The organism is Nostoc sp. KVJ3, from assembly GCF_026127265.1.
In the GTDB taxonomy this organism is placed as follows: Bacteria; Cyanobacteriota; Cyanobacteriia; order Cyanobacteriales; family Nostocaceae; genus Nostoc.
In genome coordinates this window covers 2,450,524-2,468,586 of the sequence record NZ_WWFG01000001.1, presented here as the reverse complement: position 1 = coordinate 2,468,586, position 18,063 = coordinate 2,450,524, and the positions used below count along the sequence as shown (strand labels likewise).

Annotated in this window: 14 protein-coding genes and 1 tRNA gene; 6 read left to right on the top strand and 9 right to left on the bottom strand. The window is 41.8% G+C overall.

Annotation, left to right across the window (positions count from 1 at the left end; genetic code table 11):
- Nucleotides 1–61: 61 nt before the first annotated feature.
- The 3 genes from GTQ43_RS09775 to GTQ43_RS09765 form a co-directional block, all read right to left on the bottom strand.
- The gene (locus tag GTQ43_RS09775; RefSeq protein WP_265273720.1) at nucleotides 62–1,357 is read right to left on the bottom strand and encodes a glycosyltransferase; all 1,296 of its coding nucleotides are present in this window, start codon (nucleotides 1,355–1,357) and stop codon (nucleotides 62–64) included.
- A 343-nt stretch (nucleotides 1,358–1,700) separates the two neighbouring features.
- Nucleotides 1,701–1,785: transfer RNA gene (locus GTQ43_RS09770), tRNA-Ser, on the bottom strand.
- 106 nt (nucleotides 1,786–1,891) lie between these two features.
- Nucleotides 1,892–2,911, bottom strand: coding sequence for a molybdopterin-dependent oxidoreductase (locus tag GTQ43_RS09765; protein WP_265272422.1), 1,020 nt, complete (start codon nucleotides 2,909–2,911; stop codon nucleotides 1,892–1,894).
- A gap of 132 nt (nucleotides 2,912–3,043) precedes the next feature.
- Here GTQ43_RS09765 and GTQ43_RS09760 point away from each other — a divergent pair, with 132 nt between their 5' ends.
- The 4 genes from GTQ43_RS09760 (at nucleotide 3,044) to GTQ43_RS09750 (ending at nucleotide 9,421) form a co-directional block, all read left to right on the top strand.
- Nucleotides 3,044–3,334, top strand: coding sequence for a hypothetical protein (locus GTQ43_RS09760; protein ID WP_265272421.1), 291 nt, complete (start codon nucleotides 3,044–3,046; stop codon nucleotides 3,332–3,334).
- Nucleotides 3,295–3,393 carry a hypothetical protein gene (locus GTQ43_RS41735; protein WP_414859116.1) on the top strand — a complete coding sequence of 33 codons (99 nt, stop codon included), beginning with the start codon at nucleotides 3,295–3,297 and terminating at the stop codon, nucleotides 3,391–3,393. The genes GTQ43_RS09760 and GTQ43_RS41735 overlap by 40 nt, the downstream gene beginning before the upstream one ends.
- Before the next feature lie 164 nt (nucleotides 3,394–3,557).
- Nucleotides 3,558–3,725, top strand: a complete 168-nt coding sequence (locus GTQ43_RS09755; RefSeq protein WP_265272420.1) for a hypothetical protein — start codon at nucleotides 3,558–3,560, stop codon at nucleotides 3,723–3,725.
- A 104-nt stretch (nucleotides 3,726–3,829) separates the two neighbouring features.
- Nucleotides 3,830–9,421, top strand: a complete 5,592-nt coding sequence (locus GTQ43_RS09750; RefSeq protein WP_265272419.1) for an ATP-binding sensor histidine kinase — start codon at nucleotides 3,830–3,832, stop codon at nucleotides 9,419–9,421.
- Between the two features lie 104 nt (nucleotides 9,422–9,525).
- Here GTQ43_RS09750 and GTQ43_RS09745 read toward each other — a convergent pair whose 3' ends face one another.
- From GTQ43_RS09745 to GTQ43_RS09730, 4 genes are all read right to left on the bottom strand, one after another.
- Nucleotides 9,526–9,912 (bottom strand): hypothetical protein, encoded by a 387-nt coding sequence (locus GTQ43_RS09745; protein ID WP_265272418.1) that lies wholly within the window; start codon nucleotides 9,910–9,912, stop codon nucleotides 9,526–9,528.
- A gap of 40 nt (nucleotides 9,913–9,952) precedes the next feature.
- Nucleotides 9,953–11,452: an acyl--CoA ligase gene (locus tag GTQ43_RS09740; protein ID WP_265272417.1), complete on the bottom strand. Its 1,500-nt coding sequence runs from the start codon at nucleotides 11,450–11,452 to the stop codon at nucleotides 9,953–9,955.
- Between the two features lie 160 nt (nucleotides 11,453–11,612).
- On the bottom strand, nucleotides 11,613–11,870 hold the full coding sequence (locus GTQ43_RS09735) for a hypothetical protein (protein WP_265272416.1): 258 nt from the start codon (nucleotides 11,868–11,870) through the stop codon (nucleotides 11,613–11,615).
- Nucleotides 11,871–11,942: 72 nt separating this feature from the next.
- Nucleotides 11,943–12,599 (bottom strand): phytochelatin synthase family protein, encoded by a 657-nt coding sequence (locus GTQ43_RS09730; protein WP_265272415.1) that lies wholly within the window; start codon nucleotides 12,597–12,599, stop codon nucleotides 11,943–11,945.
- A 425-nt stretch (nucleotides 12,600–13,024) separates the two neighbouring features.
- Here GTQ43_RS09730 and GTQ43_RS09725 point away from each other — a divergent pair, with 425 nt between their 5' ends.
- Nucleotides 13,025–14,167: a BMP family ABC transporter substrate-binding protein gene (locus GTQ43_RS09725; RefSeq protein WP_265272414.1), complete on the top strand. Its 1,143-nt coding sequence runs from the start codon at nucleotides 13,025–13,027 to the stop codon at nucleotides 14,165–14,167.
- A gap of 938 nt (nucleotides 14,168–15,105) precedes the next feature.
- Here GTQ43_RS09725 and GTQ43_RS09720 read toward each other — a convergent pair.
- On the bottom strand, nucleotides 15,106–15,711 hold the full coding sequence (locus tag GTQ43_RS09720; protein WP_265272413.1) for a PEP-CTERM sorting domain-containing protein: 606 nt from the start codon (nucleotides 15,709–15,711) through the stop codon (nucleotides 15,106–15,108).
- A gap of 267 nt (nucleotides 15,712–15,978) precedes the next feature.
- Nucleotides 15,979–16,482: a 2TM domain-containing protein gene (locus GTQ43_RS09715; protein ID WP_265272412.1), complete on the bottom strand. Its 504-nt coding sequence runs from the start codon at nucleotides 16,480–16,482 to the stop codon at nucleotides 15,979–15,981.
- 315 nt (nucleotides 16,483–16,797) lie between these two features.
- Between GTQ43_RS09715 and GTQ43_RS09710 the strand changes: the two genes are divergently transcribed.
- Nucleotides 16,798–17,514, top strand: a complete 717-nt coding sequence (locus GTQ43_RS09710; RefSeq protein ID WP_265272411.1) for an ROK family protein — start codon at nucleotides 16,798–16,800, stop codon at nucleotides 17,512–17,514.
- The last annotated feature ends 549 nt before the right edge of the window (nucleotides 17,515–18,063 follow it).

Sequence of the window (18,063 nt, the reverse complement as noted above, 5' to 3'; positions counted from 1 at the left end):
TCGGAATTTACAAAATGAATCCCCATACCGAGTTAAATGCTGCCTTTGCCAAAAATGTTGGTTAAAGTGCTAATCGACCTGTAACTAATCGATACAAGAAAAGAACTATTCTACCTAGAATTGGCAGCTTGAGCAAACGTTGACGTAGCTGCATTGTAGAGTTGTAAAGAGCAGTAACCTCAGTCTGTAAACGTTGACGTTCAGCTTGCAGTTGAGCAGACTGTTCTTTTATTTGTCCATTTTCTGCTTGCAATTGATTAACCTTTAGCTGAAGTTGTTGAAACTCAATTTGTAATTGGCTATATTCAGCTTGTTGTCGTTCAGATTCAGTCTGCAAGTGAGAAAAGCTGGCTTGCAACTGTTCGTATTCTCCATATCGAGGTATCCACCTATATAAATAACCTGAGACAGCTTTTGCCTCTACTTTGGAGTCTATAAGTTTTGCCTGATGACTGGCGATTGCTTCTCGATACAGAGCCACAATCTCGTTGACTGTGGCATTAAGTCCAGTTGTTTCACGTATTCGCCGAGAAACCTCAGCAGCATCGTCAGAGTCATATCGAGTAATTTCTCTAACTAGCACATCTGGATGCACAGGTTCTTGGAGTGTGCGAATGCCAAAATTGAAGCGTCTAAGTTGGCTCATTTCCGATGCTGTCACCATTGAGCCAGCACCCCTGTAGTCACAGAGAATCACTGCACAACCAACCGCCATTGCTTCTAAAGCACATCTTGCTTTTGCAAAAACCAGATCGTAGTTGCCAAGAACCTTTTCTGGGTGAATGCAGACATTGCCTACACTCGCTCCAATTACATCTAAATCAATACCTGTACGAGTACATGCTTGTTGGACTGCTCGTAGATATGTGTGTTCGCTAGCCTGGTTGCTAAATACTAGTGCCCGTTTGGGAAATTTTGGCAGAGAATTGTCTAAGTCAACGGAATTATAGATAACCCGAACACGATCTTCTGAAATACCATGCCTAAATATTAAGCGATCGCGACAAGTGTAATCAACGCCAACATAGTATTGAATGCGAGGAAGTAAAGGTGGATGATCGTGCCACGCCAGCCAATCATGACAAAAAAATATCCCAGGTACTTCTGGAAAATGCAACATAGCTGTCATCGTCCCTGGGTGATGATGTCCGTGAATAATGTCCGGGACTGCTCCTACTGCATCTAGGTTATCTACCACCGGAACTGTAGCTACACGAAGTTCTTCTACTATGGAATCTGTTTGAGTTGATGTACCCAGATGTGTGCAGTAAACAATAGGTGTATGCCCTTGCTTGAGTAACTTGATTGCCAAGTCTCTTACATAAGTTTCTGTTCCAGTCCGTGTGGCAAGGGTAATATTACTCGCAAACCACCCATTAGCTCAACCTTTTGATGCAATTCCAAAGCGTTTCAGCTAATTGGTTTTGGATCATTTATTTTTTGGAACACTCTTACAGAACCTCTACATTACAATCTTGTCTTCAAGTCAGGTCTGAGTCTTTGTCACAAGTTCTACGACGACAGGCAAAATCTTAAAACCATTCTGCCTTCTGGCTTCTGTTTTAAAGCGCCTAACCTTTCATTATCGCCAAAAGTTGCCAAGAGCCTTAATCCTGGCACAGATATGTCTTGATTGCAGGTCTGAGCAATTAGCATTGCAGGTCGCTACATCTAACCGCTCTTTTAAGAATATTTTAAAACGGAGAGGGGGGGATTCGAACCCCCGTTGGGTTTCCCCAAAACGCATTTCGAGTGCGTCACCATGAACCGCTCGGACACCTCTCCAGATATTCATTCAAACATTTGAGTATCTATTTTATATTCAAATGCCGTGAATTGAGGAAAATATTAGCGCACATATTATATTACTATAATAATACCACTTTATGAATTAATTCGTGGCTTCTTTAACAGTCACTGCTACTGTATAAATAGCATTACGCTCTCCCTGAATCGGTTGAATTACTCCATCGTAGTCAGTGGCTCGGCTCATTAAGCTATATTTTCCTGGCGTTAGTGGAGTCCATTGAAAGGTAAATCGTTGCCATGCATATTGCAACCGTGCTTCAACTTCAGCGGCTTGCCAGGTGATGCCACCATCGGTACTAACATCTACTGACTGGATGCCGTTACATGCCCATGCCCAACCCCAATGTGTTTGAGCTTGAAGATATAACACCTCATTTTGACAAGGATAAACGATCGCAGATTCTGGTGCAACTTCCCAAACAGGTTTTAAGGTTGCATCATCGCCTCCAACTTGCTCATTATAGAAGGTTGTTGTAAAGGTTCCTGGCGATCGCCGATCTGTGACATAAATATGTGAGAGCCACTTGACAAAGTTAGTGCCATAGTAGCCTGGAACCACCAGCCGCAAAGGAAAACCCCGCTCTGCTGACAGAAATTCACCGTTCAGCTTGTACGCCAGAAGCACATCATTATCTAATGCTTTTGCGATCGGAATATCTTTAATATATGAATCGCTAGAAACTCCCTCGTAAATACCATAATCAGTTCCTACAAACCAGACATAACGGGCTGACGATTTAACTTGCAATTGATTAAGGATTTCTCTCAGCGAAACTCCACCCCATGTAACATTACTAATGGTTCTTGTCGGCACTTTAGGTTCAAGCGGATTACCTGAACATTGGTGAAAAACAGTTAATTCTCGATATTCCAGATTCAGTAAATTCTGATATGACAACTCAAGATTTTGCTCTACTAATCCCGAAACTTTTAACTTCCATTGTTCGATATCAATGGCTGGGATTCCCATGTGACTGAGAACGAACAGATGGTTTTCAGGAGTAATAAAAGACTTGAGTTCATGAACACCCAATGGAAACTTTGCAATCATTCCAACGTAGTTCATGGTTTTGTATTTTAAATTTTTGCTAAATTCATCCATTTAAGCAACTTCCTATTAACGATTTCCTAAACATTTTTTAATAATATAGGAATCATATAGGAATCCGGTTTGATTTGGAGAAAAATCCGTAGGGTGTGTTAGCACGGAGAGTACGGCACCAAACCCTTGATAATGGTGTGTTACGAACTTCGTTCTAACACAACGCCAGTTGCTACAACGGAGGGAACCTCCCTTCGGGTTCACCAGTCGCCTACGGCACTGGATTCACCGCAACGCACTGGCTCCCCTACAATACCTAATTTTATTGGAGGCCCTAATTTTGCTCCTCCTAGTGATGTTAATTACGCCATTGCAGCTTTTACAGAGAGTGTGGATGAAGGTAATAGTGGTAGGTCGATTACAATACGAGTGATGGTACTGCGATCGCTGGTAGTGATTACACCGCAGTTACAAATACCCTAACTTTCAACCCTGGAGTTACTACTCAAACAATCTTTATACCGATCTCAACGATTCTGTGATTGAATCTGATGAGAGCTTTGTTTGTCAATCTCGCTAGGGCGTGTTTTCAAAGTCTTAGCTCCCCCCAACCCCCTTAAAAAGGGGGGCAAAGAGTCTCTTAAAGTCCCCCAATTTATCGGGGGATTTAGGGGGATCTAAAAAGTTAGGAGGCTAAACGAGCAGTTTGAAAACACGCCCTAACCCTACCAACTCTACCATTGCTGATGACAAAGCTACTGGTAAAATTGCTGACGACGATATAGCAGGTTTCACTTTCTCCTCTGCCACTGAGCTAATAACTACAGAAGCTGGTGGTACTGATAGTTTCACTATCCAACTCACTAGCAAATAATCGGTTGATTTAGCTCAACCGGGTTTTTCAATATCTTACCTGAAATTGTGATACTTCCAGTTAATTAGGGAAAACTGAACTCAGGTTATCCAGCAGCAAATTTTATGCCAGAGAATCGAGTTGATGTTCCCGGCTATCAGATTAGTGAAAAAATTTACACAAGCAATCGCACCCTGGTTTACCGAGGTTGGCGAGAAGCTGACCAAACTCCTGTGATCATTAAACTTCTAAAAAATTCTTATCCTAATCTGATTGAGTTGGCTCAATTTAAGAATCAGTATACGATCGCCAAAATATTAAATGTTCCTGGGGTTGTTCGGATCTATAGCTTGGAGAGTTGTCAAAATAGACCCGCCCTGATTCTAGAAGACTTTGGGGGAATTTCTTTGAAGGAGTATTCCGCCTCTTGGAGACAGGGATTCAGAAATGTCGAAAGTCAAAAAAACCTTTCACACTCCTTTCCTCATTTTTTGAGCGAGTTTCTCCAGATTGCGATCGCAATTGCTGATATCCTGGCCGATCTCTACCATCACCAAATCATCCACAAGGATATCAAACCCGCTAATATTCTGATCAATCCTACCACCAAGCAAGTTAAGCTTATTGACTTTAGCATTGCTTCACTGCTACCAAAAGTTAACCAAGTTTCAACCAGTCCGACTGTTTTAGAAGGAACCCTCGCTTATCTCTCCCCGGAACAAACGGGGCGAATGAATCGGGGAATTGATTATCGCACTGACTTTTATTCTCTCGGAGTTACTTTCTATGAACTGTTAGCAGGGCAATTGCCATTTCAATCGGATGATTTGATGGAATTGGTGCATTGTCATCTAGCGAAGCAACCACCACTTTTAGGAAACGTGGGAGAGGAAAATGTTATTAACAGAGAAGAGATTCCCCAAGTTGTCTGCGATATCGTGATGAAATTGATGGCGAAGAATGCTGAAGATCGCTATCAGAGTGCATTAGGACTAAAACACGATCTGCAAATTTGTTTAGATCAATTGCAGGAAACCGGGAATATTATCCCATTTAAGCTAGGGCAAAGGGACGTTTGCGATCGCTTTGTCATTCCCGAAAAACTCTATGGGCGAGAACTAGAAGTCTTAATCCTCCTAGCAACCTTTGAGCGGGTACGCCAGGGAACTGCTGAAATGATGCTTGTGGCAGGTTCTTCTGGCATTGGGAAAACGGCAATTGTCAACGAAGTTCACAAACCAATCACCCGTCAGCGCGGATATTTTATCAAGGGCAAATTCGATCAATTTAATCGGAATATTCCCTTTTTTGCTTTGGTGCAAGCATTTCGGGATTTAATGGCCCAACTGCTGACAGAAAGCGATGCTCAAATTCACCAGTGGAAGACTCAAATTTTATCTACATTGGGTGAAAGTGGTCAAGTGATTATTGAGGTGATTCCAGAACTCGAACGAATCATTGGTAAACAGCCCTCTCTGCCAGAATTATCGGGGAGTGCTGTCCAAAGCCGCTTCAATTTGCTGTTTCAGAAATTCATTCAAGTATTCACAACCCAAGAGCATCCTCTGGTCATTTTTCTCGATGATTTACAGTGGGCAGACTCGGCTTCTTTAAAGCTGATGCATTTGTTGATGAGTGAAGCCAGCAAGTCTTATTTGCTAGTGATTGGCGCATATCGAGATAATGAAGTTTCCTCTGCCCATCCCCTGATGTTGACCATTGAAGAGATGCGTCAAGAGGCGATTAAAGTTAGTAGTATTATCCTTTCTAACCTGACTCAAGCCGACCTGAATCAACTGATTGCAGATACGCTCAAATATTCAGCAGAAGAAGCAATAGCGATCGCTAATCTAGTGTATCAAAAGACTAGAGGTAATCCATTTTTCACTAACCAATTTCTCAAATCGCTCCATGAAGATGGGTTGATCGCCTTTGCCAGCAGAACAGGCGATTGGCAGTGCAATCTGGCTCAAATCCGAGCGCTTTCTTTTACAGAAGATATTGTCGAGTTTGTGGCGTTGCAATTCCAGAAATTGCGATCGCAGACTCAGGATGTTCTTAAACTAGCTGCTTGTATCGGCAATCAGTTTGATTTAGAAACCCTATCGCTCGTTTATGAAAAATCTCCAGCCCAAACCGCAGCAGATTTGTGGCCAGCCCTCAAGGATGGATTAATCTCACCCAGTGGGAAAGAGTATACATTTTTTCAAGATGAATCTGCTGTCATAGATAATTTGACAAATGACAACACATCAATAACTATTACCTACAAATTTCTCCACGATCGCATTCAACAAGCAGCTTATTCATTAATTCCAGCCCATCAAAAACCAGCAACGCACCTCAAGATTGGTCAATTACTGTTGAACAATACCCCGGAAACTGAGCAAGAATTGCTGATTTTTGAAATTGTCAATCAATTGAATATTGGCATAGAACTGATCGCATCTCAGGGCGATCGCGATCGACTGGCACAACTCAACCTACTGGCGGCAAAAAAAGCCAAGTCTTCCACTGCTTACCAAGTAGCAATTGAGTATTTAACTACCGGGATTCGTTTATTGAGAGATGACTGTTGGCAAAGCCAGGATGAATTGGCTCTAGCACTGCACGAATCAGCCGCCGATGCTGCTTATCTTAGTGGTGCTTATGAACAGATGGAGCAATTAGCTCAAATAGTTATCCAGCAAGCCAAAACTCCACTAGATCGAGTCGGCATTTACGAAACCAAAATCCAGGCGTATACAGCTAAAAATGATGTGCTGGGTGCGATCGCGATCGCTCGTCAGGGAATGAGTGAGTTTGGTGTGGTTTTCCCAGAAACACCTACCCCACAGGATATTCAGCAAGCCCTGCAAGAAACTGCTGCCTTGATTAACGGTCGTAACATTAGCGACTTAGTTGACTTACCTGTAATGGTCGCCGCAGATAGGCTAGCAGTTACCCGAATTGTAGCAAACGTTGCTCCAGCCGTATACATTGCCGAGCCAAATCTGTTTCCATTACTTATTTTGTCTCAAGTCCAAGCATCTATTAAGTATGGCAATGCCCCATTTTCTGCCTTTTGTTATGCCTGTTATGGCATTCTCTTGAGCGGAATTCTTCAGGATATTGAAACAGCCGATCGAGTCGGCAACCTGGCCTTGGCACTAACTGACAAATTTAATATTAGCAACATCAAACCCACAGTATTTTATGTTGTGGGTGCTTTTATCACCTATTTAAAGTCTCCACTGCAAAAATCTTTGCAGTTGATGCTGGAGGGTTACAAGATTGCCCTAGAAACCGGAAACGTCTACTACGTAGGCTTCAATACCAAAGACATCTGCCAGTATTCTTATTTTCTGGGTCGAGAGTTGAACTCATTAGAGCAAGAAATCCGGGCTTACAGTCATGTTTTAGAAAATTTTAAGCAAGGCACAACCCTTAACTACTGCCGCATTTTCTGGCAAGCAGTTTTGAATTTGCAAGGGCTGGGTGAGAATCCTTGTATAATTACAGGCGAGGTACTTAACGAAGCAGAATTTGTGACTCAACTGGTTCAAGCTAATGAATTAACCGGACTTCACTATTTCTTCCTCCACAAGTTGATTCTCTGTTATCTGTTTGAAAATCTCTCGCAAGCAGTGGAAACAGCCGCTCAAGCTAGAGAATATCTAATTGCAGGTACGGGTTATGCAACTGTGCCGATGTTTTATTTTTATGATTCACTGACAGCTATAGCAGAGTATCGTGTAGCTACGGACTCTCGCCGCCAAACATTATTAGAACGGGTTGCAGCAAACCAAGAAAAGATGCAGACATGGGCACACCACGCACCCATGAATTATTTGCACAAATTTGAATTAGTGAAAGCCGAAGAATGCCGAGTTTTGGGACTGATGGCGCGGGCAGTGGATCTTTACGATCGCGCGATCGCTGGGGCAAAAGTCAATAGATATATTCAGGAAGAAGCTCTTGCAAATGAACTGGCTGCCCGATTTTATTTAGAATGGAACAAAGAGTCACTAGCTCAAATTTACCTAGAAAATGCCTATTACACTTACCTCGCCTGGGGAGCGATCGCCAAAGTTAATCAGTTAGAACATCAATATTCTCAATTATTGCTTAAGGTCTATTACAAAGATGAAATTGGTTCTTCAACCCTCAGCACTACAATCGGATTCAACCACACTAGTTCCACTGGGACTGAAGCCTTAGATTTGGCAACAGTGATGAAAGCTTCTCATGCACTAGCTGGAGAAATTGAGTTAGAAAAGCTATTGACAACCCTGATGCAGGTTGTAATTGAAAATGCTGGGGCTGAAAAATCAGTCCTTCTGCTGCTTCAAGAGGATAATTGGATAGTTGCGGCTCAAAAAAACAGTCAAGCGATCGTTAAAGAGGAACAACTTCTACCACGGGCTACGTATACGCCTGAAAATCTGGGGATAATTAACCTGCACTCCCTGCACTCCCTTCCCCTTTCAGACAGTCAGGATATCCCTAAAGCGGTTGTGAACTATGTATCGCGTACCTGCGAAACCTTAGTACTAGATGATGCTCGCAGAGAAACCACCTTCGCCAACGATCCCTACATCATTCAATGGCAACCGAAAAGCTTGCTATGTACGCCTATTCACAATCGGGGTCTGCTGATTGGTATCCTATATCTAGAGAACAGTTTAACTACTGGAGCCTTTACTCAAAACCGTCTTGAGATATTACGACTGCTCACAGCACAAGCTGCCATCTCTCTACAAAATGCCATGTTGTATAACAATCTCGCTGTAGCAAAAGCCCAACTAGAGGACTACAACCATACCTTGGAGCAAAAGGTGCAGCAGAGAACTCTGGAGTTAAATGATAAAAATCAGCATCTCTCGGAAACTTTAGAAGAACTACAACACACCCAAAGCCAACTGATTCAAACTGAAAAAATGTCTTCATTAGGACAAATGGTAGCAGGTGTTGCCCACGAAATTAATAACCCGATTAACTTTATCTATGGCAACCTCACTTATACCAATGAATATTGTCAAAATTTGCTGCACCTAATTGAACAATATCAGCACTACTATCCTCAACCATTTGCTGAGATTCAAGAAGAATTAGAGGCAATAGATTTAAACTTCCTCAAGTCAGACCTAAAAAAATTGCTGCAATCAATGAAAGTGGGGGCGGATCGCATCCGCCAAATTGTCCTTTCTCTCCGCAATTTCTCGCGCCTGGATGAGGCTGAGAAGAAAGATGTCAATATTCATGAAGGCATCGATAGCACTTTGTTAATTTTACACCACCGTCTAGAAGAGAAAACACACCGCCCCGCAATCAATGTGATTAAGGAATATGCACAGTTGCCAGAAGTCAATTGCTATGCCAGTCAAATCAATCAAGTATTTATGAATGTTCTCAGCAATGCTATTGATGCCTTAGATTCATTATTTACAACTGAATATAGACAAACAAAAATTCCCACTATCCAAATCCGTACCAAAATAACTGATGCCAATACAATAACTATTCAGATTGCAGATAATGGAGTTGGGATGTGTGAAAAGGTGAAACAGCACCTATTTGACCCATTTTTTACAACAAAACCTATTGGCACAGGAACCGGCTTAGGATTATCGATTAGTCACTCTATTGTGGAAAAACATGGAGGACAACTAAGTGTAATATCCGAACCAGGAGAAGGAGCGGAGTTTTCCGTCTCTATACCCTTACATCCACTATAGGAATCCGATTTGATTTTTTACCGATTCGTTTCCGTAGCGTTGCTAAAGGCGATGGAGAAGCGATCGCACGATCTTAAAATTAAAAAATGCGATCGCTTCTTATCTCAATTAGCTTTGCGCTCTTTGAGGACTTGATCTAGCAAATTTCTTGCAGGTTGTGCTTTAGCCAACGCTATTTGATGGTCATTATAAGCCCGAACAAGGCGAGAAAGACTACTCACACCTGCCTTGAGTTGCTCAAGTTCTTCACCAGCCACTATTTCTCCATCCAACATCCGTCCAATTAACGGTTTGATGTCGCCCACTTCTTGCCTGACTTTTTGGAGTTTTTCTAGGCTACTCAGCAAGGTTTTGAGTGAGTTCAAGATGTCGTCAATATCTTGCACATCCTCTACTTGTTCCGGCAAATCTTCAATTGTCACTGTATCCTCATCTGAGATTGTCGGCAATTCCTGTGCAGACATTTCAGTTACCCCGTTTGACCGTGCCATTGACGCTTCCTCAAGGAATTTTCCTTAGTGTATCGCTGATTTAGCCGATGTTAAGCAATTTCGCCATCGCCAACCGTTGCAGTTTCCCGGTAGCACCACGAGGTAATTGCTCTAAAATATGAATTTGCTTTGGAACTTTGAAGTCTGCCAACATAGTTGAACAGTGAGCTAAAAGTTCTTTTTCGTCAACTTCTCCCTTGAGAACAACAGCAGCGTGGATATCTTCACCTAAAGATTTGTGAGGAACAGCAAAAGCTAAAGCTTCAGCGACGGCGGGATGACGCAGCAAAACATCATCCACTTCCAAAGGAGAAATTTTTTCTCCACCCCGGTTAATCAATTCTTTAATCCGTCCAGTCAAATGGAGATAGCCGTCTGCATCCACAGTACCTTGATCTCCTGTGCGGAACCAACCGTTGACAAAAGCTGTAGCGTTAGCTTCTGGGTTGTTTTCATAGCCATCAATGACATTGGGTGCTTTTACCACCACCTCGCCCAAGCTTCCCTGAGATAATAGCTTGTCTTGGGAGTCCATAATGCCGACATCCACACCAAAGCCATAACCTACACTACCTGGTTTCCGCACTTTTGGCGGTAGGGGATTGGTGGTCATTAAGTGGGATGCTTCAGTCATGCTGTAAGATTCCACCACAGGAGCGTTGAGAGTTGTCTCTAGCTGTTCAATAATAATCGGAGGCAAGGAAGCGCTACTAGAGCGAATAAAACGAAAGCGGTTAGCTTTGACAATTTCTGTGTTCCGGCTAGCGCGGGCCAAAATTGTCTGGTGCATGGTTGGCGCTGCGGAATACCAAGTAGGTTTGTAGATATCTACCAGTTTCCAAAACTCTAGGGCATTAAAACCATTGGGACAAATTAATGTGCCGCCCGATGCTAGAGTTGACAGCAAACAGCCCACCAATCCGTGAACGTGGAACAGGGGCATTAAGCCCAGTGTCGTATCAGCTGCTGTGAGTGAGTAAGCACTAATAATGTTGTTGGCTGAGGCGATTAAGTTGCGATGACGAATCGGTACGCGTTTCGGACGGCTGGTAGTGCCGCTAGTATGGAGAATCATCGCCAAATCGTCGGCGCTAGGGGGTGCGGAATTAGATGATTCTATTGGTTTTGAGCCTGTTTTGACTAATTCAAAGCTTAATGTGCCGTCAGCGTTTACCTTGGCATTAATCAGCATCATATCAGGCGCGATCGCGGCAATAGCTGCTTCTGGTTGCTCAGACAAGGTAATCAGTGCATTTGCTTGAGTATCTTCATAGTAGAAGGCAAATTCTTCTTGCTTGTATTTGGGATTTAGGGGTGCAGCAGTACCACACAAGGCGGTAGCCAAAAAGGTGATAGCCATAGGTGAACCATTAGTCATAGCAATGGCAATGCGATCTCCCCCTTTCAATCCAAAGCTGTTGAGTTGCGATACCAGTCCAACAATATTTTCGCGCAATTGCTGATAAGTTAGCGATCGCCCCCCAGGTGTAACTAAGGCTAAATGATTGTCTTCCCCTGCTAAAAGCTTAAATAAGTTCATTAAAAACCTCCAGATTATTGACCGAATACGCAAAGGATACAAGCCCACTTCGGCAAGCTCAGTGAATCGCCTAAATGTATTTATGGGGATTGTAATTTTTAATTTTTAATTTTTAATTTTTAATTCCTCAAAGGGGTTGACACTCTCAGCACTAAAGTTACTAAACAATTATGTGCGGGGGTTCAGGAGCAGTGATTCCAAAACTTACGCGTTTGGCTGAAAGTCTCACTGAAAAAGCATTTTTAAGTTGGTACAGTTTTATCCCTAGCCATACCTGTGGCGGCAAGCCACGCAGTCTTGAAAGCAGTTCATCAAGTCCTTGCGCGTAACTTTCGGAATCACGCTGAGATAATACCGATAATTCTTGCAATATCAGTTCATCAAGTCCTTGCGCGTAACTTTCGGAATCACTGCTCATTTCACCTCTGTGTCATCTTTAATAATGAATAAGCTCACGCTGCTACATTGCCAACTTGCATCAACTCAAAACTCAATCATTGTCAGAATGGAGAGCGTTCAAGGCGATTTCTGCTGGATGAACCACTCCGTTACCTGTTTTCTCCTTTCTGCGAAGCACGATCATGCCACGAGAACGATTCGATGAAGAATCCTTATCCACGCAAGCAGCATATATACGCTGAATTGGGCATTTCCAAAATCGAGTATACCGTTTGGGGTTTGTATCGGCAATGGTGATTTCTTGAGTGTCCGGGTCATAGTCTGCCAATAAGGAGAAGTGACCACCTTCTAAACTTGGATTTTCATGGGCAATACGGGTATTGAAGTTAAGAATGTGGACATCAGTTTCATCACAAACGGCGGCCTCAACTTCTCGGATGAATGCTTCCAGGGTCATACTCGGTTTATCAAAATGCTCTACCCGAATGGATAGAGGTAATTTTTTGACTTCAATGTAAGTTCGACAGGTGTCGTAGGTTTCTGCTAATGTCATGCCATCATCTAAAACCGATGCGATCGGCAGTTGGGTTGCATAAAAAATCTCATCAACAGTCGTCAAATATCCCAAGGCGGTAAAAGCATAGGCAATTGCAGTGACATTGCAACAGAAGATAGGTTGTTGAAACTGATGTAGTTGAATGATTTCCAAGTCTCGTTTCGAGATTTGAGATAGATTATCAAGATCCATTTTTCTGCCTCCTTAGATACATATATCGATTAACTCAGGACTGATGGACAAACAAGATTTATACTACCGCGTATAGGTATACACTTCTACAGAGAGTGTTTAAAAGGAAATTTGCGTAAATTTTAAACACTTACACCAAAGGTTTGAGAAATTACTGGCTGTACGACCGAATATCAATCATTCCTTTTGAGTGCGATCGCACTCAAAAGGAATTCCCTCAACAAAGAAAGTTAGCGGCAAAAAACAAGAGCTAAAATTAAGTCAATAGTGTTAGGACTTACGCAAAATTGTCTCAAAAACCTGATTTGTCGTAGCGGTAATTCATGAATTACCGCTACCTTAGAATTTTTTGCCTAAGTCCTGAGTGTGTCTGTCGTTACTAAAAATCAGAAAAATTTTCAGCAACTAAACCCTATCAATAAAATATGGATCGTCGGAATTTTCTAAAGTATGTCACTTTAGCAGGATCTAGCTTTGCTTTAACAAGTTGTGTTCAAGGCAAAAATTCCAAATCGCAGGGTGAGGAGTCTCCCTCAGCATCGCCTGTGGCGGTAAATGAACCTCTGAAGGTGGGATTTGTTTATATGGGCCCTGTGGGTGATTTTGGCTGGACTTATGCCCATGATTTAGGTCGCAGAGACATGGAAGCAAATCTTAATGATAAGGTAAAAACTACCTTTGTTGAAAATGTCAACGAAGGTGCTGATGCTGAAAGGGTGATTCGCCAACTAGCATTAGATGGTAACAAGTTGATTTTTACAACTTCTTTTGGGTACATGAACCCAACAATTAAAGTTGCCAAGGACTTTGGTGATGTAATCTTTGAACATTGTGCAGGATACAAACGTGCTGCTAATGTTGGCACTTATTTAGGACGCTTTGAAGAACCGCGATACTTAACCGGTATGATTGCTGGCAAGATGACAAAATCAAATGTAGTTGGTTTTATTGGTACATACCCAATTCCAGAAGTAATTCGTGGAATCAATGCATTTACTCAAGGAGTACAGATAACAAATCCCCAAGCAAAAGTTAAGGTACTTTGGGTACAAAGTTGGTACAACCCTGCTAAAGAAAGAGAAGCGGCTCAAGCTTTGGCAAATTTAGGTGCAGATGTACTGACGCAACATACTGATTCTAGTGCTGTTGTTCAATTAGCTGAAGAAAAAGGCATTTATGCTTTTGGCTACAACACTGATATGAGTAAGTTTGGTCAAAAAGCTCACCTAACATCAGCTATTAACAAATGGGGCAAATTCTATACAGATAAAGCCTTGGCTGTAATGAGTAATACTTGGAAATCTCAAAACGTTTGGGATGGCATTGGTGAAGGAATGGTGGATATTTCACCGATGAATCCAGCAATTCCGGCGGATGTTGAAGAACTGGTAAATGCGAAGCGCGATGAGTTTATTCAGGGTACTGCACATCCTTTTGACGGCCCGGTGAAAGATCAAAAAGGAGTAGTGCGAGTGCCCAAGGGTAAAGTGTTGGACAATCGAGGACAATTGGCAATGGATTGGTATGTTGAGGGAATTGAAGGCTCAATTCCTAAGAGAAAATCCTAGCACTGCTAAACAATACTAGGATTGGTATTTATTAATTTTTTAATTTAATGATTAGGAATGCAAATTTAATAATGTGCAATTATTATTTAACTTGGAATGGTGCGTTACGCTTTGCTAACACCCCCTATTTTTGCATTTTATTTAATCCACATTTCTTAGCGTTGTTAAATTAGCCGTAGTAGAGTTATGAATTAAAAACTTTCTTCAATTTTATGCAGAGAGTAAAATAATTTCTTTTTTACAGAATTTGGAAAACCTCGCGCTCATTCTTTTTTGCTAGTAGAGTCATACAAAATATATGTCATTGCGAGCGGAGCGAAGCAATGACACAAAAATAGCATGAGCCAAAAAAACCTAAAAACTATTAAAGTTAACAGTCTAAGAGGATGTTTGAAAAGTCCTCTTCTCGGTATCAAATATTTTTTTACCCCACTCTAACCCTCCCCGATATATTGGGGAGCCACTGCGTTGGGCGGGCAATGCCCGACTTGAAGCATGTGGCGTGAGGGAACCGGATTTTATTGTTTCCCCCCTTTATAAGCTACGGTGTACACACAAGTCTTTTAGAGTTGCCCCACAGCTTTAGATCCCCCCTAACCCCCCTTAAAAAAGGGGGGACTAGAATCAAAGTCCCCTTTATAAGGGGGATTTAGGGGGATCTTCAACGATTTTGGTTTTGTACAGAGATGTGTGTACACCGTAGCCTTTATAAGGGGGATTAAGGGGGGTAAGAATGTAATTAAAATCACAGCGAAATACTTTTCAAACATCCTCTAACGTGAGCGCTAATTCTCTACGAGAGGCTGCGCCAACGACATCGCTCAGTACAAGTCAGTCGAACGCTGCCTACCCCACAAGATTCGCTTTGACAAGTTAAAACCTGGACTCAAAGAAAGAATTTTAACAATATCAAAGAATGTGAGGAGTTATGCATGATTTTAGGAAGCTTTTTCGAGCTTCTTGTAAGTGAATTTAGATAACTTCTGACGTTTCAGGGCTGAACTAGCGCCGAGAGTACCAAGGACGAATAAGCTCAAGATAGAGGTGGGTTCAGGGACAGTGATTATGGTTGCAGAAAAATTAATGGGTAACTCACTATCTTCCAATCCCAAATTTTCAAAACCTGGTATTATTGGCGGCGCAGAAAAAACCTCTAAATAAGCTGGTGTCGGCAAAAAACTAGCGAAAAACGGACTAGCATAACTTCCTCCTGAAGTGGAATACCCAAAACCTTCATCTCTTAACTGCTGAGTATTAAGACTAATTAAATTGTCAACATTAAAAGGTTCATTTCCTGGTATTGCAGTACCGCTAGGTTGCAGACCGGTAATTGTTTCACCATTTCGCGTACCAGTAATTCCTGAAATCAGGTAAAAACCTAAATCGTTAGGAGTGTCATTAGTGGTAAAAGTACCGCTTGCTGCTATACCAGTACCAGAATAATTCCAGTTCCAACTTAAAGCAGAGGCAGATTCCATTGTCCCGAAAACTAATCCAGATATTGTGGCAAGGGTTGCGAGCGATATTTGAGCTAGATTTTTCATGCAGGTAATTAGTGCGATCGCGGTTTTTGTAGAGGTTCCCGTGTATTATACGGAAAATTGGTTAAGTATGTAGAGACTGCCTCCAAATGATTTGGAGCTTAACTAAACCCTCATTATCATGTCCGTTAGTCCCGCCAATGCAGAATAAATCTCAGCAAGCTAATTGGAAAGAGAGCTTCTTTGCCTATTAACCGCAGACATCCTTAGTGAATTATCCTTTGGTAGCTCAGTTCCAAAGGATAAATAACGTTGACACAAGCAAATAGACTAAGCCTGTAATGCCTTAAACCATTTATTCAAAACTGTGCTGATAGTTTTCTTTATCTCATGCTTCCGACTCCACTTTTGAAATGCCATTTCATACTCTTCGCCTTTGACTCGAAAAGTATTCCAGACATCCAACCCTATAGGCAATCCGCAGAATAGCAAAATGTACAGCGACCAAGAAATTCCACCGCCAGCGATCAAATCAATCAGTATAAAAAAGCCATTCAAAATTGCATAATTGCCTAGACGCTTTTGAAATCTTCTGATTCTGTAGGCATCAAAAGCCTTTCGTTGTTGAACTTGTCCCTGTTGTAGTAACCAATCGCGTTCGGCTAATTTTAAAGAATCAGGTGAGATTTCTAACTCAGCAGCAATTTCTAATATCTGCTCATAAGAAAATTCTGTGTCTTTGTCATCAGCTTGACGAGCGATCGCTAAGTGCAGAATTTGTTGAACATCTTCTTGGCTATAAGAGCGGATGCTTTGAGGGTCAAACGCTGTCATAATTCATTCTCTTATATATTACTTTTGATAGAAATTTGCTGCCCGATAGATTTTAAGTAGCTACGCCAGTACTATTTCCATTACCTCTACATTAGCAAATCTAAATGTTGTCGCGCGTCTAATGTTTTGGTTTTTTAACTTTGGGCATTGGGTATTAATTATTTCTCCCTCATCTCCCTTGTCTCCTTTGTCTCCTCATCCCCCCATTCCCCACTCCCCACTCCCTCAATCTAAAGACTCTCCAAACATCAAGATATTATCAGATGCAGCAGAGCATAATATCGAAAGAACAAGTATTAACAAGGATGTAACCCAATGGTTGAAGAAAATGGATCGATTCGTACCCTATCAGTTGATATTGGTGGTAGTGGCGTTAAGGCTATGGTTTTGGATATTACGGGGACTCCTGTAACGGAAAGAGCGCGTTTAGATACACCCCAACCTGCTACACCGGAGGTTGTAATTAATGCAATTGTTGTGTTGGCTGCGGCTCAAGGTGAATTTCATCGTGTTTCGGTTGGTTTTCCCGGTGTGGTGCGGTGTGGAGTCACTGAAACGGCAGTAAACTTACATCCAGATTGGATTGGATTTGATTTAGAAACAGCATTATCAAAACACTTAAATAAACCAGTACGGGTGATTAATGATGCAGATATGCAGGGTTTGGGAGCGATCGCAGGTAAAGGTGTAGAGTTAGTGATTACTCTGGGTACAGGGTTTGGTTCGGCTTTATTTGTGGACGGTAAGCTAGTGCCGAATATGGAAATGGGGCATCATCCATTTCGCAAAGGAGAGACTTTTGAGCAGCAGTTGCGGCGTGCAGAGTTAGAAAAAATTGGTGATAAAAGATGGAACAGGCGTTTAGAAAAGGCGATCGTATCCTTACAACATCTGTTCAATTATGATTGCCTTTACATTGGCGGTGGTGAAGCTGTGAGAGTGAATTTGCAGCTACCGTTAAATGTCAAACTTATTCCTAATATCACTGGTTTATTAGGCGGTATTGCTTTATGGCGAGATGAAAAAAGGTAAAAAATTATCCAGTATCCACAAGTGTACTAAGTGATGTCTCCAACAGGCTACATCTACGCACTTTTTATTAAGGTGCATTCTTGCTTAACATGGAAAAATGTTATAAAAATTTACACAGGTTAGGCAAGATAATTATACACACATTATTTTCAATACCCCTATGTAATTTTGCCATAGAGTAGTCTCAATTCTAGTTCAAATTCAAGTCCGTACAACAACGTTGTGCGGTTTTATTTACAAAGCAAATAATGCTGTGACGATCGGTATGCAATACGGTTCGGTTAAGGTTTTTTGATGGAAATTTTAGAGCGTAAAGATGCGATAAATCGCCATCAAGACGAAAAAATGATTATTGTAGAGACGGCGTTCATCGCGTCTCTTGCCTTAACCGAACAGTATTGGATCGGTATGTATCTCGCAAGATAAAAGTGATTGATAAAAAGTTGATAATCCCCTCTAAAGGAGGACAAATAGTTGGTAATCAAGAGCTTATCATTTTTGTCAAATCTTGCATTCATAAAATGCCTAGAAAACAAACTCGGTGAATTA

Bases quoted from the DNA above. Each gene is read 5' to 3' on its own strand.
- GTQ43_RS09765 (WP_265272422.1), bottom strand. From the start codon at position 2,911: ATGGATGAATTTAGCAAAAATTTAAAATACAAAACCATGAACTACGTT.
- GTQ43_RS09720 (WP_265272413.1), bottom strand. From the start codon at position 15,711: ATGAAAAATCTAGCTCAAATATCGCTCGCAACCCTTGCCACAATATCT.
- GTQ43_RS09710 (WP_265272411.1), top strand. From the start codon at position 16,798: ATGGTTGAAGAAAATGGATCGATTCGTACCCTATCAGTTGATATTGGT.
- GTQ43_RS09715 (WP_265272412.1), bottom strand. From the start codon at position 16,482: ATGACAGCGTTTGACCCTCAAAGCATCCGCTCTTATAGCCAAGAAGAT.
- GTQ43_RS09735 (WP_265272416.1), bottom strand. From the start codon at position 11,870: ATGAGCAGTGATTCCGAAAGTTACGCGCAAGGACTTGATGAACTGATA.
- GTQ43_RS09760 (WP_265272421.1), top strand. From the start codon at position 3,044: ATGGTGTGTTACGAACTTCGTTCTAACACAACGCCAGTTGCTACAACG.
- GTQ43_RS09730 (WP_265272415.1), bottom strand. From the start codon at position 12,599: ATGGATCTTGATAATCTATCTCAAATCTCGAAACGAGACTTGGAAATC.
- GTQ43_RS09740 (WP_265272417.1), bottom strand. From the start codon at position 11,452: ATGAACTTATTTAAGCTTTTAGCAGGGGAAGACAATCATTTAGCCTTA.
- GTQ43_RS09725 (WP_265272414.1), top strand. From the start codon at position 13,025: ATGGATCGTCGGAATTTTCTAAAGTATGTCACTTTAGCAGGATCTAGC.
- GTQ43_RS09750 (WP_265272419.1), top strand. From the start codon at position 3,830: ATGCCAGAGAATCGAGTTGATGTTCCCGGCTATCAGATTAGTGAAAAA.
- GTQ43_RS09745 (WP_265272418.1), bottom strand. From the start codon at position 9,912: ATGGCACGGTCAAACGGGGTAACTGAAATGTCTGCACAGGAATTGCCG.